Annotated in this window: 16 protein-coding genes and 2 pseudogenes; 5 read left to right on the forward strand and 13 right to left on the reverse strand. The window is 65.7% G+C overall.

The window, feature by feature from the left end; genetic code table 11:
* Nucleotides 1-153: 153 nt before the first annotated feature.
* The 6 genes and pseudogenes from ACVINW_RS12605 to ACVINW_RS12630 form a co-directional block, all read right to left on the reverse strand.
* A complete protein-coding gene (locus ACVINW_RS12605) occupies nucleotides 154-1,206 on the reverse strand; it encodes an ABC transporter ATP-binding protein (RefSeq protein WP_456756382.1) in 1,053 nt (350 codons plus the stop codon).
* A 277-nt stretch (nucleotides 1,207-1,483) separates the two neighbouring features.
* Nucleotides 1,484-1,784 (reverse strand): annotated as a pseudogene (locus tag ACVINW_RS12610) (GIY-YIG nuclease family protein).
* Nucleotides 1,785-2,059: 275 nt separating this feature from the next.
* Nucleotides 2,060-3,244 carry a pyridoxal-phosphate-dependent aminotransferase family protein gene (locus tag ACVINW_RS12615; protein WP_456751585.1) on the reverse strand — a complete coding sequence of 395 codons (1,185 nt, stop codon included), beginning with the start codon at nucleotides 3,242-3,244 and terminating at the stop codon, nucleotides 2,060-2,062.
* A 132-nt stretch (nucleotides 3,245-3,376) separates the two neighbouring features.
* Nucleotides 3,377-4,210 carry an LssY C-terminal domain-containing protein gene (locus tag ACVINW_RS12620; protein WP_456751586.1) on the reverse strand — a complete coding sequence of 278 codons (834 nt, stop codon included), beginning with the start codon at nucleotides 4,208-4,210 and terminating at the stop codon, nucleotides 3,377-3,379.
* A 33-nt stretch (nucleotides 4,211-4,243) separates the two neighbouring features.
* Nucleotides 4,244-4,969, reverse strand: coding sequence for a thermonuclease family protein (locus ACVINW_RS12625; RefSeq protein WP_456751587.1), 726 nt, complete (start codon nucleotides 4,967-4,969; stop codon nucleotides 4,244-4,246).
* A 193-nt stretch (nucleotides 4,970-5,162) separates the two neighbouring features.
* A complete protein-coding gene (locus tag ACVINW_RS12630; RefSeq protein WP_456751588.1) occupies nucleotides 5,163-6,890 on the reverse strand; it encodes a hypothetical protein in 1,728 nt (575 codons plus the stop codon).
* Between the two features lie 360 nt (nucleotides 6,891-7,250).
* Between ACVINW_RS12630 and ACVINW_RS12635 the strand changes: the two genes are divergently transcribed.
* Entirely contained in the window at nucleotides 7,251-8,102 is an 852-nt protein-coding gene (locus ACVINW_RS12635; protein WP_456751589.1) for a caspase family protein, read from the forward strand.
* 152 nt (nucleotides 8,103-8,254) lie between these two features.
* Here the strand turns inward: ACVINW_RS12635 and ACVINW_RS12640 are convergent, their stop codons facing one another.
* Complete coding sequence (locus ACVINW_RS12640) at nucleotides 8,255-9,133, reverse strand: efflux RND transporter periplasmic adaptor subunit (protein ID WP_456751590.1); 879 nt, start codon at nucleotides 9,131-9,133, stop codon at nucleotides 8,255-8,257.
* Between the two features lie 295 nt (nucleotides 9,134-9,428).
* On the opposite strand from ACVINW_RS12640, the gene ACVINW_RS12645 reads away from it, so the two are divergent.
* Together ACVINW_RS12645 and ACVINW_RS12650 are read left to right on the forward strand one after the other, a co-directional pair.
* Nucleotides 9,429-9,641, forward strand: a complete 213-nt coding sequence (locus ACVINW_RS12645; RefSeq protein WP_456751591.1) for a hypothetical protein — start codon at nucleotides 9,429-9,431, stop codon at nucleotides 9,639-9,641.
* Complete coding sequence (locus tag ACVINW_RS12650; protein ID WP_456751592.1) at nucleotides 9,638-9,904, forward strand: antitoxin; 267 nt, start codon at nucleotides 9,638-9,640, stop codon at nucleotides 9,902-9,904. Before ACVINW_RS12645 ends, ACVINW_RS12650 begins: the two co-directional genes overlap by 4 nt.
* A gap of 1,758 nt (nucleotides 9,905-11,662) precedes the next feature.
* On the opposite strand, the gene ACVINW_RS12655 is transcribed toward ACVINW_RS12650, so the two are convergent.
* Both ACVINW_RS12655 and ACVINW_RS12660 read right to left on the reverse strand, forming a co-directional pair.
* Nucleotides 11,663-13,570: an adenylate/guanylate cyclase domain-containing protein gene (locus ACVINW_RS12655; protein WP_456751593.1), complete on the reverse strand. Its 1,908-nt coding sequence runs from the start codon at nucleotides 13,568-13,570 to the stop codon at nucleotides 11,663-11,665.
* Between the two features lie 135 nt (nucleotides 13,571-13,705).
* Nucleotides 13,706-15,772, reverse strand: coding sequence for an AsmA family protein (locus ACVINW_RS12660; RefSeq protein ID WP_456751594.1), 2,067 nt, complete (start codon nucleotides 15,770-15,772; stop codon nucleotides 13,706-13,708).
* Nucleotides 15,773-15,984: 212 nt separating this feature from the next.
* On the opposite strand from ACVINW_RS12660, the gene ACVINW_RS12665 reads away from it, so the two are divergent.
* Together ACVINW_RS12665 and ACVINW_RS12670 are read left to right on the forward strand one after the other, a co-directional pair.
* Nucleotides 15,985-16,659: a Crp/Fnr family transcriptional regulator gene (locus ACVINW_RS12665; protein ID WP_456751595.1), complete on the forward strand. Its 675-nt coding sequence runs from the start codon at nucleotides 15,985-15,987 to the stop codon at nucleotides 16,657-16,659.
* A gap of 386 nt (nucleotides 16,660-17,045) precedes the next feature.
* On the forward strand, nucleotides 17,046-17,681 hold the full coding sequence (locus ACVINW_RS12670) for a pyridoxamine 5'-phosphate oxidase family protein (protein ID WP_456751596.1): 636 nt from the start codon (nucleotides 17,046-17,048) through the stop codon (nucleotides 17,679-17,681).
* Between the two features lie 19 nt (nucleotides 17,682-17,700).
* Here the strand turns inward: ACVINW_RS12670 and ACVINW_RS12675 are convergent.
* The 4 genes and pseudogenes from ACVINW_RS12675 to ACVINW_RS12690 all read right to left on the reverse strand — a co-directional run bounded on the left by ACVINW_RS12675 (nucleotide 17,701) and on the right by ACVINW_RS12690 (nucleotide 24,360).
* A pseudogene (locus ACVINW_RS12675) lies at nucleotides 17,701-20,854 on the reverse strand (efflux RND transporter permease subunit).
* A gap of 13 nt (nucleotides 20,855-20,867) precedes the next feature.
* Nucleotides 20,868-21,785: an efflux RND transporter periplasmic adaptor subunit gene (locus ACVINW_RS12680; RefSeq protein ID WP_456751597.1), complete on the reverse strand. Its 918-nt coding sequence runs from the start codon at nucleotides 21,783-21,785 to the stop codon at nucleotides 20,868-20,870.
* Between the two features lie 223 nt (nucleotides 21,786-22,008).
* Nucleotides 22,009-22,662, reverse strand: a complete 654-nt coding sequence (locus ACVINW_RS12685) for an OmpA family protein (RefSeq protein ID WP_456751598.1) — start codon at nucleotides 22,660-22,662, stop codon at nucleotides 22,009-22,011.
* A gap of 135 nt (nucleotides 22,663-22,797) precedes the next feature.
* The gene (locus tag ACVINW_RS12690; RefSeq protein ID WP_456751599.1) at nucleotides 22,798-24,360 is read right to left on the reverse strand and encodes a caspase family protein; all 1,563 of its coding nucleotides are present in this window, start codon (nucleotides 24,358-24,360) and stop codon (nucleotides 22,798-22,800) included.
* Between the last annotated feature and the right edge of the window lie 218 nt (nucleotides 24,361-24,578).

The following is a 24,578-nucleotide window of genomic DNA, read 5'->3' on the forward strand; positions in this document are numbered from 1 at the left end:
CGCGCGTCTTGCTCTCTTCGGTCACGTAATTGCCCTCGGCCTGGGCGGCACGCGCCGGCGAGGCGAACACCGTGCCGGCGGCAAGTGCCGCAGAGCCTTTAGGACATCGCGCGTGGAAAGCGGTCTGCGCATCGCCTCGCCCGTTTCTTGTTGTTATCGCTTGAGCGCGCGGCAGCGCTCGGGAGGCAATGTCAGCCAGACCTCGCGGCCCTTCTCGACGGCGGTCTCCGTCGGCGTGGTCACCCGCAGCGAGGTGCCGTCAGCGGTTTCCACCATGGTGTCGCGGTTCATGCCGAGATAGACCTGGCGTGTCACGACGGCCTTGAGCGTGTTTGGCGCGGCGGCGGGCGGGCGCGTCGAGAGCTGGATCTCATGCTGGCGGATCGCGATCGGCGCGCTCTGGCCAGCGGTTAATTTTGCGCCGACCACCTCGAGCACGGCACCCGCGAACTCGACATGGGTCGCGTCGCGCGCGATACCCCTGATCACATTGGCGGCGCCGATGAAGCGCGCGACGAATTCGGATTCCGGCCGCGCATAGATGTCTTCGGGGCTGCCGAGCTGGTCGATCTTGCCGGCATTCATCACCGCGATCAGGTCGGCCGTCGTCATCGCCTCGGACTGGTCGTGGGTGACGTAGACGGTGGTGTAGCGATATTGGTCATGCAGGCGACGGATTTCGAACCGCATCTCCTCGCGCAGATTGGCGTCGAGATTGGACAGGGGCTCGTCGAGCAGCAGCGTCTCCGGGCCGACGATCAGCGCACGCGCCAGCGCGACGCGTTGCTGCTGGCCGCCGGACAGTTCGCCGGGATAGCGCTGCGCCAGCGGTTCCAACTTGGTCGTCGCCAGGATCGCGGCGAGTTTCTTGGCGATGCTGTCGCGATCCAGTTTGCGCAGTCGCAAACCATAGACGATGTTCTCGGCCACCGTCATGTGCGGCCACAGCGCGTAGCTCTGGAAGATCATCGACATGTTGCGCTGCTCGGGCGGCAGCGTGCGGGCCTTCGAGGACACCACGCGGTCGCCGACGCGGATCTCGCCGTCCGATGGTTCGAGGAAGCCCGCGATCAGCCGCAGCGTCGTGGTCTTGCCGCAGCCGGACGGCCCGAGCAGGCAGACCAGCTGGCCGTGATCAATCTTGAGCGAGACGTCATCAACCGCGACGAACGATCCAAACCGCTTGACCAGGCCGCGCAATCCCACCGATGCCAAGCGATCCCTCCATTTTATTGTGCTGCAGGGATCAGTGCCCGGCTGTTGCCGGCAGTAAAGCGGAAATCCGCGGCGCCGAAAAGTGGAAGTGCCTGCTCAATAAGTCGTGGCTAGGCCTTGTTGCGTCTCCCTCGGCCCGTCATCCTGAGGAGCCGCGCAACGCGCGGCGTCTCGAAGGATGCACGGCCCGGATATCCCGGCGTACTCCGATTCACTCGCCGCGGGAGCGTGGCCGTCGATCCTTCGAGACGGCCGCTCTGCGGCCTCCTCAGGATGACGGGGAAGCAGTTGCGCTGCGACGACGCGCCAGTTGGCTGATTGTGTCCCAATCCGATTTGATCAGCGCTTCTTTCTTCGCCCGGTTCCAGCCCTTGATCTGGCGCTCCGCAGCGATGCCGTCGGTGATACGGTCGAAATACTCCGACCAGACGAGAACCACCGGCCGGCGATTGTAGGTGTAGCCGGGGAACGCACCCGCATTGTGCTGTTCGATGCGCGGCGTGAGATCGTCGCCCGTTGCACTGCCGACAGTTGTCGGCGCAGCGAAGCATGTAGACGTAGATGCCCATGGCGTTGGTTCTGGCTCGCGTACGCTTGAATCAAGCATACGTCGCGACGGCCAAGTAGCAAGCACGCGTTGGATGCCTCTTGTCACATCGTGAAAGACGTCCCGTCATCCTGAGGAGCGCGCGCTTGCGCGCGTCTCGAAGGATGCACGGCCCGGATATCCCGGCGTACTCCGATTCGCTCGCGGCGTCAGCCGGGCCGTCGATCCTTCGAGACGGCCGCTCCGCGGCCTCCTCAGGATGACGGGTTTGAGATGCGAGTCATCGATCCCTTGGCCTTACGCCTTCACGTTCTCGCCGAGCCATTGGATGGCGGCGTCGGCGCCGGCCTTGCCGTGCGGGATGTTCAGCGCGGTGAGTGCGACCTCGATGACGCCGAGCGTGCCGAGGATCATCGGCGCGTTGACGTGGCCCATATGCGCGATGCGGAAGGCCTGGCCCTGCAGATCGCCGATGCCGGTGCCGAGCACCACGCCGCATTTCTCCTTGGCGTAGCGCTGGATCGCGGCGGGGTCGGCGCCCTTCACGGTCACCGTCGTCACCGTGTTGGAGCGCTCGGTGGGCTCGGCGATGTTGAAGCCGAGCACCTGGCCCTCGCCCCAGACCGCAACCGCGCGGCGCACCGCTTCGCCGAGCAGGCGGTGCCGTTCGAAGGCGTTCTCCAGGCCTTCGGCGTGCAGCATGTTGATCGCCTCGCGCAAGGCGAACAACAGATGCACCGGCGCGGTGCCGGCATATTTGCGGTAGTGCTCAGAGCCTTCGCGCTCGGTCCAGTCCCAATAGGGCGTGCGCAGATCGGCCTTCTTGTGCGCGTCCCAGGCGCGGTCGCTGGCGGCGACGAAGCCGAGGCCGGGCGGCGTCATCAGGCCCTTCTGCGAGCCAGACATCGCGACGTCGACATACCATTTGTCCATCTCGAACGGCATGCAGCCGAGCGAGGCGACGGTGTCGACCATGAACAGTGCGGGATGGCCGGCGGCCTTGATCGCCCTGCCGATCGCCTCGATGTCGTTATAGGCGCCGGAGGCAGTATCGACCTGCACCGCGAGGATCGCCTTGATCGCGTGCTCCTTGTCGCGCCGCAGCCGCTCCTCGACCTCGGCCGGGCGGATCGCGCGGCGCCAGTCGCCCTTCAGCACCTCGACATCGGCGCCCATCGCGGCCGCGGCCTGGCCCCAGCCGATCGCGAAGCGCCCGCTTTCGAGCACCAGCACCTTGTCGCCGCGCGACAGCACGTTGGAGAGCGTGGCTTCCCAGGCGCCGTGGCCGTTGGCGATGTAGATGTAGGACTTGCCTTTGGTCGCGAACAGGTTCGAGAGATCGCGCAGCAGGCCGTCGGTCAGTTCGAGCATCTCGCTGGAGTAGATGTCGAGCGCTGGGCGGTGCATCGCCTGCAGCACCTGATCGGGCATCGTGGTGGGCCCGGGGATGGCCAGAAATTCCCGGCCCGCGCGAACGGTCATCGTCCTGTTCCTTTTGGGTAAAGCAACGCAAATCATGCGTGTGAGGGGTCGAGCGGGGACAATATTCCATTGCGGCTTCGATTGCGAGCCGGACGGAGCAATCCAGCATTTCCAAAACCGGGTAGCAGCGGCCTATTTGCCGATCGACTCCACGACCGCGCGCCAGATCTGGTCCTTGAATTCGGTCGCGGCGGGACTCGGGATCTGCGCGACCGCGCCGTGGTTCTTATTGCAGGCCTCGACCAGCCGCAGCACCCAGATCTCGCCATCGGTGTAATAGAGATCGCCGCCGCCATTGCGGCCGTTGAAGGTCGGACCGATGCCGGTCACCTGATATTTCGCGGTGACCATGCCGGCGGACTCGAGGTCGGTGGCGAGCAGCGCACGCTCGGCGTCCAGGTCGGGTCCGATATGATGGGTCACCGCGCCGGTGTAATGGCTGACGCCGACGCTGCGGTCGAGCGTCGCGGCACCGAGCCACACCGGGCGCTTCTCCTGACCCTGGTCGAGCACGCGCCAGAACCGGACATGGTTGCGGCGATCGGCGCTCGATCCGACCGGCCGCTCGAAGGCGAGGTCCTCGCGGCGGCCGAGATAGAACAGGCTGCTCACCGGCGCATCCTTGTAGGGGCGATCGAGCAGCACGCTTCCGACGATCTCGATCGAGGATTTCAGTGTCACCGGATCGGCCGGAAACCAGCCGGCCTCGTGCATGGCGCAGACCACGTCCCTGGTGTCGCCGATCAGCCCGACATTCATCGGATCGCCGGGAATGCCCTGCGCGGTACGCGTCACCATCGGCAGATTGGCAAGGCCCTTCTGGTGCTCGTAATGCGTCCACAGCGCCGGCAGCACCAGATAGGCCGCGATCAGATAGATGACCAGCACGAACAGCAGCAGCATCTGCGCTTGCCGGAGGCGGCTGCGCCGCTGCGTGGAAGGTGGATCGATCTCGACGTCGGTCACGGCACACGCTTCCGGATCACTGCGTCGCGCGCGCTAGCGCCGTGTCTCGCGACAGCCGGCGGCCTCGGCTTCCTCGACCGAGCAGAACCAGCGCGTGCCCTTTGAGATCTTCATCTCGATCTTGGCGTACCAGCGGCTGGTCGGCTGATGAAAGATGCATTCGCCGGAGCGGTTGACGTTGCCCTTGATGGTGCAATCGGGCGAGGGCGCAACCGGCCCGGAGGCGGAGGCGAGCAGGATCGCATTGGCGCCCTCCGGCGGCTTCACCGCGCCGAGCACGATGGTCTTCTTGTTGCGCACGCGCCAGTCCCACGGTGCGATGAACGCGCCCTGCCACATCCCGGCTTTTGCCTCGCGCGCGGCCTTCTCGTCCGGCTCGTAGTCATGCGAGACGCGGGTGTAGGCCAGCGCCCAACCATTCGCGACCATCCACTTCTGGATGTCCTCACCATCGACCTCGCAGCGCGCGACGGTGCGGCCGCGGCGGTCGACCGAGCGGGCGTGGCAGGTCCAGCTCTTGTTGCCGGCATGCTTGATCAGCTCGTCGCGCGCGGCGACGCCGCAGGTCCAGCGCTCACCCTTGGTGTTGAGGCAGAGCTGGTCGGTCGACGGCGCATCGATGCCGCCGAGCCGAATCTTGACGCTGCCGATCATGAGCTGGTCGCCGTCGCGGATCTTCGGCACGCCGGTGATGTCGGCCGCCACAGCCAGCGTCGGCAGCGACAGCAGCAGGCCAGCAGTGAGCAGCGTCTTCAGCATCGGCGTTCCCGGCCAGGTTCTTGTCGTTCAAAGGGCTTTGGCGTTGATCGGTCAGTGCCCAACGATTGTGCGGGCAATTGGGCAACCCTGCCAGTGCTGTCGTGTTTCCGCCAGTGTCAACTTCGCGTCATCCAGGGGCGAATGGTGAGTGGCGAATTGCGAATAGGGAAGGGGTGGCTTTCTTCGCCATTCGCTATTCGCCCGCCATTCGCTTCCGCGCCAGCGCCAGGGCCATCAGCACGAACGCCGATGTCACTTCGGGCCCGCCGACCAGGATGCGCGTCGGCGTCTTCATCTTGTTCCATTCATAGGCTCTGTAGGGGCCCTTGCGGCCGCCCTCGCCGAGCCCCTGCACGATGCAGTGCAGCGCCGGCGTGAAGCTCGAGACCTCGGCGTTAAGATGCGCCAGCGCCATCAGCGCCAGCGCGGCGTCGAACGGGTTCATCTCATGGGTGATCAGCTCGCTCTGGACATAGCCGAGCACGCGGGCGCGGATCAGCGCGAACACGTTGCCGGGATCGATGATGCGCTGCGCCGCCAGCGGCAGCGCGATGAAGGCGGCATAGCAGCGGCCGAAATAGGCCGAATAGAGCTCCGGCAAATAATAAATATGCGAGCGCGGATTCCTGAACGCGCCGCTCTCGACCAGATTCCTCTGGAAGGCGATGATGCGATGCACCGTCTCCAGCCGCTGCGGCGTCTCGATGATCTGCCAGCGGGCGAGGTTGCGGAACGAGACCTCGAGAATATCGAGGTTCAGCGTCGGGTCGAGGTCGTTGCCATAGGGCCGCTCGCCCTTGAGATTGTCGATCCAGGTGACGACGCCGCCCTCGTAATCGATGTTGTCGTTCAGCGGCACGGTGACAACAGGCTCGTTGGCGCCCGCGCGCACCTGGTAGCCGCGGTAGAAGTCGAGCAGCGGCTGCGCGAGGATCGGATCGTCGGAGCCGGCTTGGGTCGCCGCCGAGAACGAGCATGCCGTGGTGTCGCAGTCCGGCACATAGATGCCGAAGCCGAGGTCCTGCTTGATCTGGGCGAAGAACCGCGAGAAGCGCGGATGCCGGCCCGGCGCCAGCGCGGTGATCACCTTCACCGTGGAACCGTCATGCGACGGCACCTCCTCGGCGCTGGTCTTGAGGCAGAAGTCCACCATGTCGGCGATCGCGCGCCGCGCCGTGCCAGCCTCGACCGGTGACGCCAGGCCGGTCTCGACGAAGCCGAGCAGCGCCTCGGTGAAGAACGCGTCGTAATAGGCCGAGCGGTGGCGGATCTGCACCGGCTCCCACATCGGCTCGGCGATGCCGCGCCAGGCCGGGTTGATCAGCGCGCGCGCCGGCGAATGCGCGATGAAGATCCGCGCCAGGCCGAACAGCAGGGTCGAGTTCTTGTAACCGCGCGCGTTCAGCCCGGTCAGCGCCATCAGCATCTCGCGCCCGCCCAGGTCGGGATCGCCGATCAGGTTGAAGGCGGCATAGGTCGGGATGAAGCCGTTCCTGCCGAACGAGGCGAGCAGATGCGCGCCGGTCTTGCGGATCACGCGGTCGATCTCGGCCATTGCCGGCGGGCGGCCCGGCGCCGCCGCGGCCGGCGGGGCGGGGTGGCGCACGCCGATGCCGTCCATCAGGTCCGCGACGGGGGCGCCGATCGCGGCCCAGTCCGGCGCCTCGCTATCGCGCGCCGCGGTCAACGCCGCGCGCAGGCCGGCAAGGCGGTCGGGGTCCTTCAGTGCGGGCAGGCCGGTGCGGCGGAGCAGCGTACGCAGCGGCGGATTGCCGAGCGCGGTCCGGTAGAACTTCCCGAGATGGGCGTCGCCGCCGCGATAGACCTGCAAGATGGGGTCGCAGACGTCGTACAGCGACGGGCCGTCCTTCCTGGCGGTCAGCGACCGGCACACGGCCCCGGCGATCTCGTGAAGGCTCATGAATCCCTTTCTCAAGGAACCGGTTAACGCCGCCGCCCCGGACGGTGTTTCCTCCGGTCCTCCCCCAAACTCGCAAGCCTTTGGAAAGCTACATGAATCCCTGCAAAATACAAATGTGACCGAGATCACGTAACGGGATCTTAACGGCGTCAATGCCCTGTGCCGGGCGGCAGCATGCAGCAAACCGGGTTGCCCCGGCCGGCCGTCCGGGTTAAGGGAATGTTTGTTGCGGCGCCGCAAATTGAGATCAATCGACGGCACACACAGCTCAACCCCATTAAACCTGACCGTCACTGACGCGACTAACTGGCGCGATTTCGTTCGAGCGCCTTCGGGACAAGGATTGGGACTAGGAACGCTATGAACCTTAGGCAGCTTCAGATTTCCCGTCGCACCATCGCCGTCTGCGTGGCGGTGGCCGGCACGGTGTCGCTGGCGATCGGTGCCCATGCCGCGCTCAACAAGCGCACCCTCGATGTCGCCAAGGGTGGCGACAAGGCCGTGACCGGCGAGCTGACCGGCAGCATTCCGGCCGGCACCTCCCGCCTCGCGCTGATCATCGGCAACGGCCATTACCCGGACGCCGCCGCGCCGCTGGCCCAGCCGATCAACGATGCCCGCACGCTGTCGTCGGCGCTGCGCCGCGAAGGCTTCGACGTCGACGTGGTCGAGGACGCGACCAGGGACGACATGTTCCGCGCGGTCGAGCGCATGAAGGCCAAGATCCGCCCCGACACCGTCGTGATGCTGTTCTTCGGCGGCTACGGCGTGCAGGTGGGCCGCGAGAGCTACATGATCCCGGTCGATGCCACGATCTGGAAGGAAGCCGACGTCAAGCGCACCGGCGTCAGCGTCGAGTCCGTGCTCGACGCGATGAAGGAGCGCGGCGCCAAGGCCAAGCTCGTCGTGCTCGATGCCTCCAGACGCAATCCCTATGAGCGCCGCTTCCGCGCCTTCTCGCACGGCCTCGCGCCGATCAGCCCGCCGGAGAACACCATCGTTCTCAGCTCGGCGACGCCGGGCAAGGTCGCCGACGACTCAAAGGGCGCCAACAGCGTGCTGGTCTCCGAGCTGATCCAAAACCTCAACGCCCAGGCCGGGGCCGAGACCGCGTTCAACAAGACCCGCGTCGCGATCTCCCGCGCGAGCGAAGGCGAGCAGGTGCCGAGCGTATCGTCCTCGCTGCTGGAAGACATCAAGCTCGGCGGGTGATGCCGCGAATAGCGAATGGGGAGTAGCGAATAGGGGACATCTCGTAGCCCGGATGGAGCCAACGGGTCGCGCGAACGCGCGCCCGGTTGGCTCCATCCGGGCTACAAACCGCTATTCGCTACTCCCCATTCGCCATTCGCTATTCGCCCCTCTCACTTCGCCTCCGCGGCTGCCCCCACCGGCCGCACCGGGTCGCCCTCGCGCAGCAGCGCGCCGGCGCGGGCCACGACGATGTCGCCTTCCTGGATGCCGTCGCGGATCTCGACCTGTCCCGCCGACATCAACCCGGTCTCGACCCGCCGCGTCTCGACGCGGCCGCCGCGCACCACCTGCACCACGGTGCCGGCGGTGGAGTAGAGGATCGCGGTCAGCGGCACCGCGACGCCGCAGCTCTGCCCGGTCTTGATCTGCGCCCGCCCGCTCGAATTCACCAGCAGCCGCCTGGTGCCGCCGATCGCCACGAACACCTGGCCGAGCTGGCTGTTCGGCTCGACGGTCGGCGCGATCCGCCGCACCTTGCCGTCGACGTCGCCGGCGCCGAGGATCCGCAGCTTTGCGGTCTGCTCGGTCTTCAGCTTGGCGATGTCGCGGGTCGGCACCATGCCGACCAGATCGTATTCGCTTCTGGTGATGATCGAGAACAGCGCGTCCTTGCCGGAGGCCGGGCTGCCGACGATCGCCGATGAGGCCGAGATCGTGCCCGCCACGGGCGCCGTGACATTGCTGGTATTGGTGCCATCGGTCAGTTTCGCCAGCACCTGGCCCGCGGTGACGGTGTCGCCGGGATCGGCATTCACCTCCGCCACCTTCAAGCCGAAACGATCCGGCCGGATCTGCTGCTCGTCGCGCGGCAGCACGATGCCTGTGACCTCGACGATGTTGCCGAAGCAGAATTTCGACGCCTTCAGCACCGTGACCGCCGCGCCCTTCGGCACGGAGTCGGGCTCGTCGGCGGCTGATGTGGGAGAAGCTGCGAGCAGCAGCAGCGCGGAGGCGGCGAGGGCGGTGCGGTACGGAAATCGCGGCGTCATCGGCGGATCATTCCCAGCAATGTGCGGCCCCTGATTAGCAGATGGCCGGGAAGCCAGCCAGCAGAGAGGTCACGCCGCGACCGCCCGCTCCGTTCGCGTCCCCCCTGTGGGAGAGGCCGGAGCGCATGGAGCGGAGCGAAATGCGATCCGGGTGAGGGGGCACGGTCTATCGTGGAACGTATCGGGCCGACCGGGCGGCGGGCTCGGAGTGCTTCGCGGAACCGGCACCATTTGCTTAGCCCAGTTGCCGCTGGTCGTGATATGCATCCCGGTGACCACGAGGACCTGCGATCCGATGAGAGATGAGTATGATTTCTCGGACGCCGTGCGCGGCAAGTTCTCCCGGGCAGGAGCGCGCCTCGTGCCGCCAATCCATCTGGAGCCGGACCTGCTGGATCACCTGACGGCGCAGGCCGCGGCACAAGGGGTATCGCTAAGCTCGTTGGTCAATACGCTGCTCAGGGAGAACATCATTGGCTCCCTTCAAGATCACGGAGGCGGATCATGAGCGCAACCGCAACCGCCCAACTGTTCATGCACGGCGGCAGCCAGGCTGTGCGCCTGCCAAAAGAGCTTCGCTTTGAGGGCACCGAAGTCCGGGTGAGCAAGGTCGGCGACAAGGTGATCCTTGAGCCGATCAAAAAGCCGCCGATCGACTTCGACAGATTCTGGGCCGAACTCGACTCGCTTGGGGCGAGGGATTTTCTGCCCGACGGTATCCCGGACGAGGTGCCGGTTGAGCCTGATACGAACGTGTTCGTCGACGAATGATTTGCCTCGACACCAGCATCGTGATCGCGACTCGTGAACGGGCGCAGGCCGCGACGCCATAGCCGGAAATGTCCGGCACCATGAACGGCACACCGCCGAGCGCGCCCGCAAGCTTGGTCCATTGCCGTCCCGATCCCAGCGAGCAGTGCAGCGCCATCACTGACGCCGAAGCCGGCGTCCCATCCAATCCCGTCATCAAACCATCCTGCTTGTTCTTGTTGTCGCAAGGCGCGCGCGTTCGCGCGCGCCCGTCATGACGCGAGCGAGGTGGGGGATGGGTTATTCCTAGGAGGGGTGCGTTGGGGAGGGATCGTGATTGCGGAGGGGGTGGGGGTCACGGGGTGGTGATTGGAATGCGGCTCTACGAGACCGCGTGACCAGCCGATCGTTCTCTAAAGGCCGGCAGTCGCACCCGAGCAAAACTGACGCTTCCATTTCCACGGAATTGGTGTTCTACCTTGGATAGAGCTTGATTGCGAGGATCGTATACGTGTGTCCAACGCCTATGAGATGGTGATGTTTACAGTCGAAAGTAGATTTATTGGCGACTTCAAAACTGGCGACAATATCAATCATAATCTAGGGGTGTTCGCGCGCAGCTCGCGTTCAACGAAGACCTTTACAAATAGAATCTTGGCGATCTCATCGAAGGCCGCCGCAGGATCGAGTTTTTCTCGATTGCGAATGACGTTATGACACTGATGGAGTAGGTTGGCGAACTCATCTTCCTTGATCCTCGGCCGGTGACCTCAAGCTCTTCGGCCATCTGCTCTAGAGTGAAGCCGTACTCCTTGATGAGTGTCGCAACTAGATATTCTTGACGTACTGTCTCCTCAGGAGTTTCTTCAAGCCATTTGTTTCTCAAATGGCTCCATATCTTTCCACCCTTGCGCTGAACCGAAACTTGGTCGGACATTTGCGATGCCTTACTCCCTAGAGGCAAGATCAATTGCGACGAATGATTGTCTTGCAACGGTTAAGCCAGAATCGCATGTCCGCGGCAAGCCCGCCCAACGTCGCTTTTGGCGTGATCCGGCTAGCGTGTGTTCATTAGATCGAACGGTGAAGCCATCGTTCTGATTTTCGGAATTTCCCTTGACATCTCCCCCAACTCACCTGTACAACTTCCCCCATCCCGCCCGGCAAGAGGGGCGTATCGCGATCGTCACGAACGTGCGGCGGGATGCGATGGACGCTGGCGGCGCGAACGACGACGCGCGCTGGTCGGCGGACGGCGAAGTCGTGCAGACCTGACGCCCTAGCGGTAGGTGTCTTTTCCGATTGCGCAATGCGCGTTGCGAAGACGGTGACAAACAAGCCAAGTCTCACCGGGGCGAGCACGTATAAGCCGTAAACCATTGCGCAGGGAAGGCCGGATGTTTCCGGTTACACCTGTGGTCCTACCTCCCGTGCTTTTTGTTGCACGGGACCCGCGGGTGCGATCGGCGCCCGGCCTTCCCTGCGCCCTCCGATTTCGATGAGGGTGGTTGATCGCATGACTCGGGCGCGGTGGCGTCGCGAGGCTGCGGGGGTGTGTTTCCCTCAGCTGTTTGATAGTTGAATCAGGACAAACGGGTTGCAGCGATGTGCGCTGTTGAACCGTTACCCTGAGGAGGCCGCGCAGCGGCCGTCTCGAAGGGTCGACGGCCCGGCTGCGGCCGCATCGGGGCCGTGCATCCTTCGAGACGGCGCTTCGCGCCTCCTCAGGATGACGGGACTTATGTGGGTGCCCGGGACGACGTTGGGAAAGAGCTTTGGCTATTCCGCCGCCGCCTCCGCGCTTGGCTCGCCCTTCCAGCGCAGAATCTCCGCCGCCAAAATCGGATGGTTGAAGCCCTTCAGCACGAGGTCGTCGATGGCGCGGCCTTCGACGTACGCTTCGACCATGCCGTAGACGCGGCGGCTGACCACGATCTGGCCGGCCTTGGCCTCGCCGCACAGGCGGGAGGCGAGGTTGGTGACGCTGCCGATCGCGGCGTATTCCAGCCGCTGCTCGAAGCCGACCTGGCCGAGCGTGGCGTAGCCGAGCGCAATGCCGATGCCGAAGCCAAGACTATGACCGCGGTTGCGCCACTTCTCGGTCAAGGGGCCGACGGTGTCGCGCATCTCCACCGCCATCTTCACCGCGCGTGCGGTGTGGTCGGCGAGCTGGATCGGCGCGTTGAACAGGATCATCACGCCGTCGCCGGCATATTTGTCGAGCGTGCCTTCGTATTTGAAGATCAGCTTGCCGAGCGCCGCGTGATATTCGCGCAGCACGTTCATCGCCTCCTCGGGCTCGGTCGCCTCGGTGAAGGCGGTGAAGCCGCGCAGGTCGCAGAACACCACCGTGACCTCACGGCGGTGGCTGTCGAGCAGGCCCTCGGGATTGTCCGACGAGGCGATCAGCTGCGCCACCTGCGGCGCCAGGAAGCGCTCGAGCCTGCGGACGCGCTCGAGCTCGCCGAGCTGGGTCTCGACCCGCTGCTCCAGCGACCTGTTCCAGTCCTTGAGCTGCTCGGTCTGCTCGCGCAGCTTGTCGGCCTGCTCGCGCACGGTGGCGTTGGCTTCCTCCAGGTCGCGGGTGCGCTCCTTCACCTTGCCTTCGAGGTCGGAATAGGTCTCGGCGAGTTGCGAGGCCATGCTGTTGAATTGCCCCGCGAGCTCCTCCAGCTCATCCGCGGTCTTCACCTCGATGCGATGGCCGAAATCGCCGGCGCCGAGCCGCCGCGCACCGGTGCGCAGTGCCGTGATCGGCACCAGCATGCGCCGCGCCAGGATCGTGCCGGCGATGATCGCGACCACGAGGCCGAGCGCGATCAGGAGCGCAATGCGCACCAGCTGGTCGCGGATCGGAGACAGCGCCTGCGCGGTCGGCTGCTCGTAGAACACGTGCCAGCCGAGGTCGGGCGCCGCGGTCGCAGTCGTCAGCACCGCGTTGCCGTCGACATCCCTGCCGGAGGCGAGCGGCCTGCCGTTGCGCGACAGCACGGCTGCGACCTGCGGCAATGCGGCGAGGTCCTTGCCGATCTCCGGGCCCTTCGACGAGGACGCCAGCACGCGGCCCCTGGCGTCGACGACATAGGCATAGGCGAGACGGCCGACCTGGGAGTCGCCGAAATAGTCGTTGAGGAAGCGCAGGTCGATCTCGGCCACGGTGACGCCGGCATTGAAGCCGGAATGCTGCTCGCCGATCGACATGAAGGGCCGCCCGTCGCGGAAATACGCCGGCGCGTAGGCGGTGCCGCGGCTGACCGTCTCGATGAAGCGGAGGTCGCGGGAGAGGTCGGTGTTGGAGTTCACCGTGACGGTCTGGCGCGACAGCCGCAGCAGCTCCTGGCCCTGGCTGCTGATCAAGGTGAGCTGGCTCACCGCCGGCACCTGGCCGAGCAGCTGGGCATAGTCGGCGCGGCGCAGCTCGATGGTGTTGGAGGAGGCGCGGGTCACCCAGGAGATCTGGCGTTCGAGATCGGAGATCGCCTGCTCGATGCGCTTGGCGGTGGCATCCGCCTTCTCGCTCATCGCATCGATCAGCGTGCTCTTGATGCCGCGATAGCTGATCCAGGTCTCGAGCGCGCCGTTGACCGCGAGCACGAACACGACGAGGCCGACCAGCGCGAGGACGTATTTGGCGAACAGGCCGCCGCGCAGGAACCAGTTCTTGCCGTTGTCCGCAGCCCCGTTCATCCCGCCTCGTCCGTGCCCTCCGATCCGTCGGGTGCGCCACTGTGTTGGGCGCTGTTTAGCACGGATCGGACGGGGAGAGCGGAGCCTTGGGTCGCATGGTTAGCCGCGGATAATGGCGGGGGATATCCGGGACTATCAGCGATTGAACAGCTGACGCAGCACGTCCTTCATCGCCGGATTGTCGTGCTGCTCGGCGGTGTCGCCGGGCGGCGGGGACGGCGGCGCGGGCTGATCGGCGGCCGGCGGCGCGTCCGCCTCGGGCCTGGCCAGGCTGCGGCTCGGGCGCGAGGCGTTGCCCTGGTTGAGGGTGGAAAGGCCCTGCTGCAGCAGGTTCCCGATGGTGTCGCCGAGTTGCCCGCCGAGCGGGTTGCCTTGGCCGGCGCCTGGAGTCTGGCCGGTGCCGGCGCCACCGCCGCCCTGCGCGCCGTTGAGCAGGTTGGTCAGCCCGTTGAGCCCCTGGCTCAGGCCCTGTTGGCTCAGACCCTGGCCGTTGGCGCCGAACAGGCCCTTGCCCATCTCCTTGAGCTTGGCATAGGCGGCCTGGGGATTGTCCAGGATGCCCTGCATCTCCGGATAGATCCGCGGGCTCACCCAGGGGCCCTCGAGCATCACGGGGATGCCGAGGCCGACCGGATTGCCGGCGCGGCCCTGGCCCTCGGTGGTCATCACGAGTTGCGGCTCGACGCGGAATCCGATCTGGCGGGTGTTGAGGTCGATGGTGCCGACCCCGGTCATCTTCATCAGCGGGCCGATCAGATTGAGATCGGTGGTGACGGCCTGGCCCTTGTCGACCTTGAACGAGGCCGAGAGCTGGCTGAGATCGGTCGACAATTCCTCACCCTGCTGCCAGCCCGACAGGGGGCTGGTGGTGAGGTTGCGGATCATCTGCGCGACGTTGAGGCCGAGGATCTTGCCGTCCTGGAACACGACGAAGGCGGTGCCGCCGAGATTGCCGACGATGGCGCGCTCGCTCGTGCCCTGCGAGGTCAATGCGAGCTTGGCCTGCATCTTGCCGTCGAGCTTGTCGAACTCGGCGAGGCTCTTGAGCACCGGCAGCGCGCGCACGCCGGCGAGATCGAGCCGCAGCGCGTAGGTTGGGTTCGCGGTTCGCGCGTCGATCGTGACGTCGCCATCGGCGGTGCCCTCATAGGCGCCGAGGTTGCTGAGCCTGCCCTTCAGCACGCCGCTGTCGACCGACGCATCGATCGCCGCCTGCGTAAAGCGGCCGCCGCCGATCACGAGCTCCGGCGTCGAGATGCGCGCTTGCGCGTCGACGTAATTGAGGCCGTTGAGATCGATCGACGCGTTGCTCCAGCTGTTGGTGCCCAATGGCTGCGCCGCGTCGGGCTGGCCCGGCGGCACCGCAATCGAGATGCGCTGGAAGTCGAGATCGAGCTTCACCAGCGGCTTGTTGCTGGCGAAATCGACCGACGCCCAGCCGGTGAAGCCGCCATCGCCGAGCGTGCCGGAGACGCCGTTGAACATCACGACCGTGCCGTTCAGACGTGCTTCCGCGTTGGCCTTGATCGCTGCCGGCAACAGGCCCGGTGCCTCGATGTTGAATTCGGTCGGCACGCTCTGATGGTCCAGCGATCCTTGCGGCGCGGTGGCGCGGAGCTCGAACTTCAGCGGCCTGTCGCTCGCGCGGGCGTTCGCGGTGACGACGATCCTGCGATCGTCGCCGATGGTCGCGTCGGCGTTGAGCGCCTCGATCCGGCTCTCGACGCGGTCGCGCACACTGGAGAACACGACCGTGCCGCCGGTGACGCCGACGTGCCGGATCGTGATGCCGCCATTGTCGGACGCAGACGACTTCGCCGGCGGATGATGGTCGCGGGTGCGCTCGCGCTGCAGCGGCAGGTTCACCACCGGCTTCTCGATCGCGAGGTCGGTGATCTCGGGCCGGCCCGACCACAGGCTCGACAGCGTCATCTCCGCGTCGACACGGGTGGCCGCGAACCGGTTATTGGACTCGCGGCCCCGCGGGTCCTGCAACACGACGTCGTTCAGCGTCAGATTGATCGTCGGCCAGAGGGAGACCTTGGCGCCGCCATTGATGGTGAGTTGGTAGCCGGTCTCCCGCTCGACCCGCTCGGTGATCGCAGACGTGACGAAAGAAGCGGGGATCCCGATCACGGCCACCAGCGCGAGGATCACGACCACGGCCGCAACGGCAGCCCCGGCAAGTCTCAGTGCTCTCATGTCGTCGTTCCAGGCCGGGCAAGCAGGGGTTCCGCCGCGCAAGGACACGGCCGTTCACACGAGATTACCCCGCAAACGGGGTCTCGCTCCAATGCCGGGAAAAATAATCCGTTACCAGCATGAACTTATGTGACCTCAAACACACTCTTATGAGGGTGATTTTTGCTAACCGGGCAGCGGGGACTGCTCGGATTGATTTGGAAGGCAGTACAATGAACAAACAGGCCGAATTTGCGGTCATTCTGAAGATGAATCCGATGTTCGCCGATCTCGGTGCGGACGAGCTGCAGCGGCTTTCGGGCCTCTGCCACACCCAGCAGCTCACCACCGGCGAGGTGCTGTTCCAGAAGGGAGATCCCGGCGATGCCCTGTTTGGGGTCCGCCGCGGCCAGATGCGGATCGAAACCGGTGCGTCCGACGGCAGCCGGCTCACACTCAACTTCATGGGATCCGGCGACCTGTTCGGCGAAGTCGCCGTGCTCGACGGCCAGGATCGCACTGCGGACGCGACCGCGGGCGAGCCGACCGAATTGTTCGTGCTGCGGCGGGAGGATTTCCTGGGCTTCCTCGAGCGCGAGCCGAAGGTCGCGGTCCGGCTGATCGAATTGCTGTGCCAGCGCATCCGCTGGCAGAGCGAGCGGATGGAGGAATCCGTGCTGCAGCCGTTGCCGGTGCGCCTCGCACGCCGGCTGTGTGCGCTGGCCGAGGATTTCGGTTCCGAGGTGCACATCTCGCAGGAGCAGCTCGGCATCTTCGTCGGCGCGGCGCGCGAGAGCGTCAACCGGCAACTGCAGACCTGGCGCAAGGACGGCATCGTCGACCTGCAGCGCGGCCGGATCATGCTGCACAACATGACCAAGCTGACGGCAGTCGCACGCAACGATTAGAAACGGTTTTCGAACGAAGCGAATAATCGGTTCGCGCAAGGAGCGCGACGAACGAGAAGCCCGGCGGAACGCATGCAACGTGCGCGAGAATTCGAGTCTCTCGCGCGCTTTGCCTGCGAATGTTGACGCACTGCTGCCTAAAAGACGTGCTTGCATGACGAGGCCGCTATCGCTTTCATTGCGGTGCCGGTCCTTGGGGTGACACCCAGCCTTGCTGGCCTCACGCCATCCACCTGCAAACCCCTGCGGTCTTTCCCGTTGACCGCAGGGGTTTTGCATTCCGGGCACCGCTGAGCCTCGCGGCCGCGGCCAATGCGCGCTCCCTGGCGGCCGGCATCAATTCCCGCGCTGACGTGGTATAGACGGGCCATAAACGGGAGTTCGCAATGAGCAGCCAGAACGCGGGCGGCAAGCCGCCGGTCAAGTCGCAGCAGGATCTTCGTGGGCATTTCGGGCAGGTCAGCCCGCTCGCCGAGAAGAAGGTCCTCCATCATCTCGACAAATTCTGCCGCGACTTCATCGCGCTGTCGCCGTTCCTCATCATTGCCTCCAGCGACGGCAACGGCCATGCCGACGCCAGTCCGCGCGGCGATGCGCCGGGCTTCGTCTCGGTGCTCGACGACAAGACGCTGCTGATCCCGGACCGGCGCGGCAACAACCGGGTCGACACGTTCGGCAATATCATCGCCTCGCCCGGGGTCGGGTTGATCTTCATGGTGCCCGGCATCAACGAGACGCTGCGCATCAACGGGCGGGCCGAGATCTCGCAGGAGCCGGATCTCCTGACGCCGCTGACCGTGCAGAACGTCACGCCGATCATCGGTCTCAAGGTGCATGTCGACGAGACCTATTTCCATTGCGGCAAGGCGCTGATGCGCTCGAAGCTCTGGAATCCCGCTGCCCAGGTCGAGCGCAACAGTTTCCCGACGCTCGGCCGGATCATCGCCGAGCAGACCGCCGCCGTTGAGGTCGAGGTCGCCGAGAAGGCGATGGAAGAGGCCTATCGCACGCGGCTGTATTAGCCGCGCCGCGAACCCAAGCTCATTCCGCCGCCGGCGATATCATGCTCGGCGGGCCGCCCTGCCGCTTGGTGTCGTCGGGCTTCGGCTCGCTCGGCGTGAGCTCGTGGTCGGCATGCGAGACCACCAGCCGCTTGCCGAGGCGCCAGATCAGGCCGCCGATGTCGTCCATCACCATGAACATCGCCGGCACGAACACCAGCGACAGCACGGTCGAGAAGATCAGGCCCCCGATCACCGCGAGCGCCATCGGCGAGCGGAATTCGCCACCGGCGCCGAACGCCAGCGCTGACGGCATCATGCCGGCGGCCATCGCGATCGTGGTCATCACGATCGGGCGGGCGCGCTTCATGCCGGCGTCGATCATGGCGTCCTCGCGCGCCTTGCCGTCGCGGATCGCCTCGACCGCGAACTCCACCAGCATGATGGCGTTCTTGGTGACGATGCCCATCAGCATCAGGATGCCGATCCAACACCGGCGTGGTGAGCTGCTTGCCGGTCAACAGCAGCGCGCCGATCGCGCCGCCGATCGAGAGCGGCAGCGAGAACAAGATGGTGATCGGCTGCAGGAAGGTGCCGAACAGCAGCACCAGCACGGCATAGACCATCATCAACCCGGCGGTGATCGCGGTGGCGAAGCCGTCGGACAGCTCGGCGAGGCTCTCGGCGTCGCCGGACGGGCTGACCTTGACGCCCTTCGGCAGGCTCTTCATGACCGGCAGGTCGTAGATCAGCTTGGTGGCGTCGCCGAGCGCGGCATTGCCGACCAGGTCGGCGGCGACGGTGGCCTGCCGCTCGCGGTCGTAGCGGTTGATGCTGGTCGGGCCCTGGTCGAGCTGGATGTCGGCGACGACGGACAGCGGCACGCCGCCGCGTTCGCCGCGCTGGCCGAGCGGCACCCGCAGCTGCTCCAGCATCTGCAAATCGCTGCGCGCATTGTCCTCGAGTTGGACGCGGATCGGGACCTGGCGCTCGCCGGCGTCGAATTTCGCCAGCGCGGGGCCGACGTCGCCGATGGTGGCGACCCGGATGGTCTGCGACAGGCTCTCGGTCGAGACGCCGAGCCGAGCGGCGAGCTCGGCGCGCGGACGGATGCGCAGCTCGGGCCGGTCGAGCGCGGTCTCCGAGATCACGTTGGCGATGATCGGGATCCGCTTCATCTGCGTCGCCAGCTCGCTGGCGACGTTGTTCACGATATTGCTGTCGGTGCCGGTCACGACCAGCGAGATCGCGCGCAGGCCGTTCTCGTCGAGAAACCAGAACCTGATGTCGGGGACGTTATCGAGCTCCTTGCCGATCGACAGCTCCAGCTCGCGCTGGGTGATCCTGCGGTCGGCCTTCGGCGTGTAGTTGATGATCAGCGCGGCGCGCCGCACCTCCTGGATGCCGGGCGGCACCCGGCCGCCGTCGACGAACACGCTCCTCACCTCGGGCCGCTTGCGCAGCCGCGCCACGATTTCCTCGGTGACCTTCTCAGTGTAGGCGAGCTGCGAGCCGGGCGGCAGCTCCATCGCGAGCAGCGAGCGCGCGGTGTCCTGTGCCGGCAGGAAGCCCTGCGGCAGCAGCGTGATGCTCCAGATCGAGGCGGCGAACACCGCGAAGCCGAGCAGCACGGTGATGTAATGGTGTTTCACCGACCAGGTGACCAGGCTGTGATAGCTGCGCAGGATGCGGCCGGGCGGCGGATCATCGTGGTCATGGTGCTTGAGGAAATAGGCCGCCAGCATCGGCGTCACGAAGCGCGCGGCGAGCAGCGAGAAGAGCACCTGCACCGACACCGTGATGCCGAACTGCTTGAAGAACTGCCCGGCGATGCCGGACATGAAGCTTGCAGGGGCGAAGATCGCGATGATGGTCAGCGAGATCGCGATCACCGCGAGGCCGATCTCGTCCGCGGCTTCGAGCGCGGCACGATAAGGCGTCTTGCCCATCCGCATGTGGCGGACGATGTTCTCGATCTCGACGATGGCGTCGTCGACCAGGATGCCGGTCGACAGCGTGATGGCGAGGAACGAGACCAAATTGAGCGAGAAGCCGAGCAGGTCCATCGCCCAGAATGCTGGGAAGATCGACAGCGGCAGCGAGACCGCGGCAATGATCGTGGCTCTGATGTCGCGCAGGAACAATAGCACGATGATGACGGCGAGGATCGCGCCCTCGAACAAGGTCGAGATCGCGGCCTCGTAATTGCCCTTGGTGAACTCGACCGAGGTGTCGATCAATTTGAGGTCGACGTCGGGATAGGCAATTTTCAGGGCGTCGATCCGCTTCTGCACCGCGGCCGCGACCACCACGTCGCTGGCGCCCTTGGAGCGCTTGATGCCGAGAGCCACCACAGGTTCGCCGTTGAAGCGGGCGAAGGTGCGGCGGTCGGCGATGGTATCGGTGACGGTGCCGAGATCGTCGAGCCGGATTTCGCCGCCGCCGAACAGCGGAATCATGGTGCCGGCGAGTTCGTTCAGCGTCTTGGCGCCGGCGAGCGTCCGGATCGCCTGGTCGTTCTTGCCGATCTCGGCGCGGCCGCCGGCGACGTCGACATTGGTGCCGCGCAGCATCTGGCTGACATTGACCGCGGTCAGCCCCACCGCCTGCAGCTTGTCGGGATCGAGCGAGACCAGGATCTCGCGCTCGACACCGCCGATGCGCTCGACCTGGGCGACGCCGCGCACGCCCTGCAACGCGCGTTTGACCACGTCGTCGACGAAATAGGAGAGCTGCTCCGGCGTCTTGCCGGGCGAGATCGCGGCATAGGTCACGATCGGCAGGCCGATCACGTCGACGCGCTGGATCAGCGGCTCGGTGACGTTCTGCGGCAGGTTGGCGCGCACCCGCGTCACCGCGTCCTTGACGTCGTTGAGTGCGCGGTCGGTGTTGGTCTCCAGCGCGAACTGGATCGTGGTCACCGACAGGCCGTCGGTGATCGAGGAGGAGATATGGCGCACGCCTTCGACGCCGGAGACGCCGTCCTCGATGGTCTTGGTGACCTGCGATTCAAGTTCCGAGGGTGCTGCGCCGAACTGCGAGACCGCGACCGAGATCACCGGAATGTCGGCGCTCGGCAGCCGCGTCACCGCGAGCTTGGTGAAGGAGACCCAGCCCAGCACGAGCAGGATGATCGAGAAGACGATCGAGGGAAGCGGGTTCCGGATCGACCATGCCGAGATGTTCAAAGCCATTAGAGTGTCCGAATTACCGTGATCGCGTGCGATCGAGTTCGTCGGCGAACATGGTCTTGATCTGGTCGCCGTCATGCAGCGAGGTGCCAGCATCGGCCACGACGATTTCGCCGACGTCGAGGCCTTCAAGGATTTCGGTCGAGGTGTCGGAGGTCAGCCCGACGCGCACCCTGCGGGTCTCCACCGTGTTGTCCTTGACGACCTGCAAGGTCAGGCGGTCGATCGCGGTGCGCGGCACCGCGACGCCGCAGGAACGCTTGGCGTCGATGTTGGCGCGCGCGAACATGCCGACCTTCAGCGTCGGATTGTTGTTGATGGTGATGCGGACATGGCCGAGTTGCGTGGTGCGATCGACCTGCGGCGAGATCTGGCGGACCTTGCCGACCATGTCGGGCGCGTCATCGCGGCTGATCCGGACATTGGCGCCGGGATTGAGCTTGAGGAGCTGGAAGCCCGGCACCTCGGCGTCGAGCTCGATCTCGTTGCCGATCGAGATCTTGAACATCGGGGGAGCCTGCGGCGAGGCCGGCGCGCCGGGCGCGGTGCGCACCTCGGTGATCAGGCCGGCCGCCGGCGCGCGCAGCACGATCGGCTTGGCATTGGCCTGGGCGGCCTGCTGCGGCGGCGGGGTCAGCCGCGCCAGTTCCTGGTTCTCGGTCACGGTATCGCCCTCGCGGACCAGGACGTCGGTGACCTTGGAGCCGTCCTGGTCGACATTCACCTGCGCCTCGCGGCGCGGCACGATGAAGCCGGTGACGCGGACCATGTCGGAGAAGCAGGCATTGGTCGACTTCGTCACCACCACCAGCGCCTGGCCCGGCGTTTCCTTCTCTTGCGGGGGGGAGCGGTGCTCGAAGGCGTAATAGGCGATGACCAGCGCGATGAAAAACACCGTGCCGAGCGCAGGCTTGAGGTATCGGGAAAAATTCATCGCCTGATCAATCCAGAGCTTGTCACGCCGTGTCTGCCTGTCGAAGTCTCATCCGCTCGCATTGTGTTGCTTGAGCATGCGACGTCATGTGAGGCGGGTCACCGGTGGGCTGCTCCGGGCTTCTGCCCTCAAGCAAATGCGCCCCGCCGGGGTGCGGGGCGCATTGTAACCTCAAAAAGCGGCCACGCCACCGGCCATCACATCCAGATCATTGGGACGAGTTTCACTTGGACGCGGTGTCCTTGTTTTCCACGTTCACGACCTGGACGCGGCGGTTGACGTCCGCCATGGGGTGGCTGGGGTCCTTCAGCTTGCTCTTGCCATAGCCGACGGTGACGAGATCGGTGCCGTTGATGCCGTATTTGTCGACCAAATAGCGCTTGATGGCGTCGGCGCGGCGCTCGGAGAGCCCCTGATTGTAGTCCTCGCCGCCAGCGGCGTCGGTGTGGCCGGCGACCACGAAGGTCGAACCCTTCAGGTCTGGATTGGTGAGGGCGCGGCCGAGCGCCTGCACCGAGGGCAGCGACTTGGCGCTGATATCGGCGGAGTTGTAGTCGAAGTTGATCTCGAGATCGATCTTCGGCTTGTCTTGGACGATGGTCGCGATCTCCTCGCGCTCGGTCGAGGACAGCGAGCGGGTGGCGCGGCCGCGGACGCTCTGCACGAATTTGGCCTGGTCGGCGTTCAGCCCGGGCGAGGTGGTCTGCGGGCCGACCGAGAGGCCGCGGGTCAGCGGCTTCTTCTCGGGCGTCAGCGCCTTGATGATCTGGTCCTCGGTGACGTCGTCACCGGCGCGGGCGGCCGCCATGCCGAACGACAGCACGGCGCCGGCGGTCATGATTGAAAGGATCGCGGCCTTTGCCGACGGCTTGAACATTTCGGTCCCTCCTGCGCAGGCTTGCGCGGTTCCATGCAACTCTTCAGTTCGCCCGGCATTGGCCCGGCACGCACCCTCTGATTAGTCGCGCAATTGCAGCGGCGGTTCGAGCCCGGCCGGGCAGCGATCGATTGGTCACTGCACGCCGTAGTCGGCGAATTCCTTGACGATGTTGGGGTCCATCGCCTTGGCGTTTGCGATGTCGAGATCGCCTTCCGCGACCGCGCCGTTGCGCTTCTTGGCGAGGCCACGCCCGTAGAGCGACGAGGTCAGCCGCGGATTGATCTTCAGCGCGGCGTCGAAATCGGCGATGGCGTTCTTGTTCTGCCCGCCCTTGAGATTCATCAGGCCGCGGCTGTCGAGCGCATCGACGAAATTCGGGCGCAGCCGCAGCGCCTCGTTGCAGTCCTTCAGCGCTGCCTGCAGGTCGCCGATCACGGTGCGGACCCAGCAGCGGTTGTTATAGGCCTCGACATCCTTCGGGTTCAGCCGCAGCGAATTGGTGAAGTCCTTCACCGCGAGCTCGTAAGCGCCCTTGCTGGCATAGACCTGGCCGCGGCGATACAGCGCGGCGCCGTCGTCCGGGTTCTTGTCCAGCTTCTCGCTCAGACTCTTGATGGTCGGATCGTCGGCAAGCACGGGCGAATTGCTCGGCGCCGGTGTCGGCTGGATCACCACCGGCGGCGGAGGCGCGGGTGGCGGCAGCGCGATCTCGGGGCCCTTCGGTGCGGGTGGCGGTGAGGCCGGGGCGGTCGCGACGGGGGGCTTGGGCGGCGCCGGCGTCGGTGTCGTTGCCGCGGGAGGCGCCGGTGCTGGCGTCGGCGTTGCGGCGGGCGGGGCCGGTGGTGGCGCGACCGGCGGAGCCGTGGCCACCTCGGTTGACGGCGATGCGGCGGGGGTGGGTGCAGTGCTCGCCGCTCCCGGCGCACCGCTTGAAGTGGCTGCGCCGCCTGGAATGAACGAGAAATCCTCGGCCAGTGACGACGAGATCCACGGCACCTGTTCCTGCCGCGAGGCCCGCGTGACGCCGACGCGGGTGCGGTTCAGCGTTTCCTCGGCCATCAGGTCCGGGGTGCGGATCTCCTTCAGGAGTTCCCGCACGAACAGGCTGTGGTCGCTGCCATTGTCGGAGACGACCGACGACAGCGCCGCCGAGTACATCACGAGCGTCCCGTTCGGCGCGATCACCGGCGCAAGCCCGGCCGAGAAGCTGCGGAAGCGGCGCTCGAACGGGTTGCGCCGGGAGGCGTCGATCAAGGCGATTTTGACGCCGGCACCGCGGCTGTTGATCTCGCCGAGCACGGTCTCCAGGCTGAAGCCGTCGCGGCGCACGTCGGCCTCGGCCCAGATCTGCGCATCGATCGGGATCATGTAGCTCTGCCGGTTCGACTGGATGCCGTAACCCGAGAAGAAGACCAGCGCGACCGAGCCGGGCTTGATCTTGCCATAGAGCCGGTCGAAGGCGCGGCGCATGCCGTCGCCGGTCAGGTTCTCGCCGACCTCGACCGTGAAGCCGTCGCGCTTGAGTTCATCGGCGACGTCGCGCGCGTCGTTGACCGGCTCCTTCAGCGGCGCGTCGGCGTCGGGATATTTGGCGTTGCCGATCACCAGCGCGAAACGGTCGCCGGCGGCGAACGACAGGGTGGACGACGCGATCGAAAAAATCAGCGTGGCGAGCAAGGCAAGGCGGATTTTCATAATCGCGGCAAATCCAGATCGCGGCATTGCAATGAAACGGCGCCGTTTCCAGCCTGCGCCGCGGGGACCTTAACTCTAGAGCCTTTTCCGTTCCGATGGAAATCGGAACGAGGGCTCTAGATTCTTGTTTTGACGCGCTTTCTTAACGCGAACCGGTAGCCACTTCGCTCGAAAACGCTTCTCACGAAAATCCATTATCAAGCCACGGCCGAACTCCC

The organism is Bradyrhizobium sp. USDA 4461, assembly GCF_054055655.1.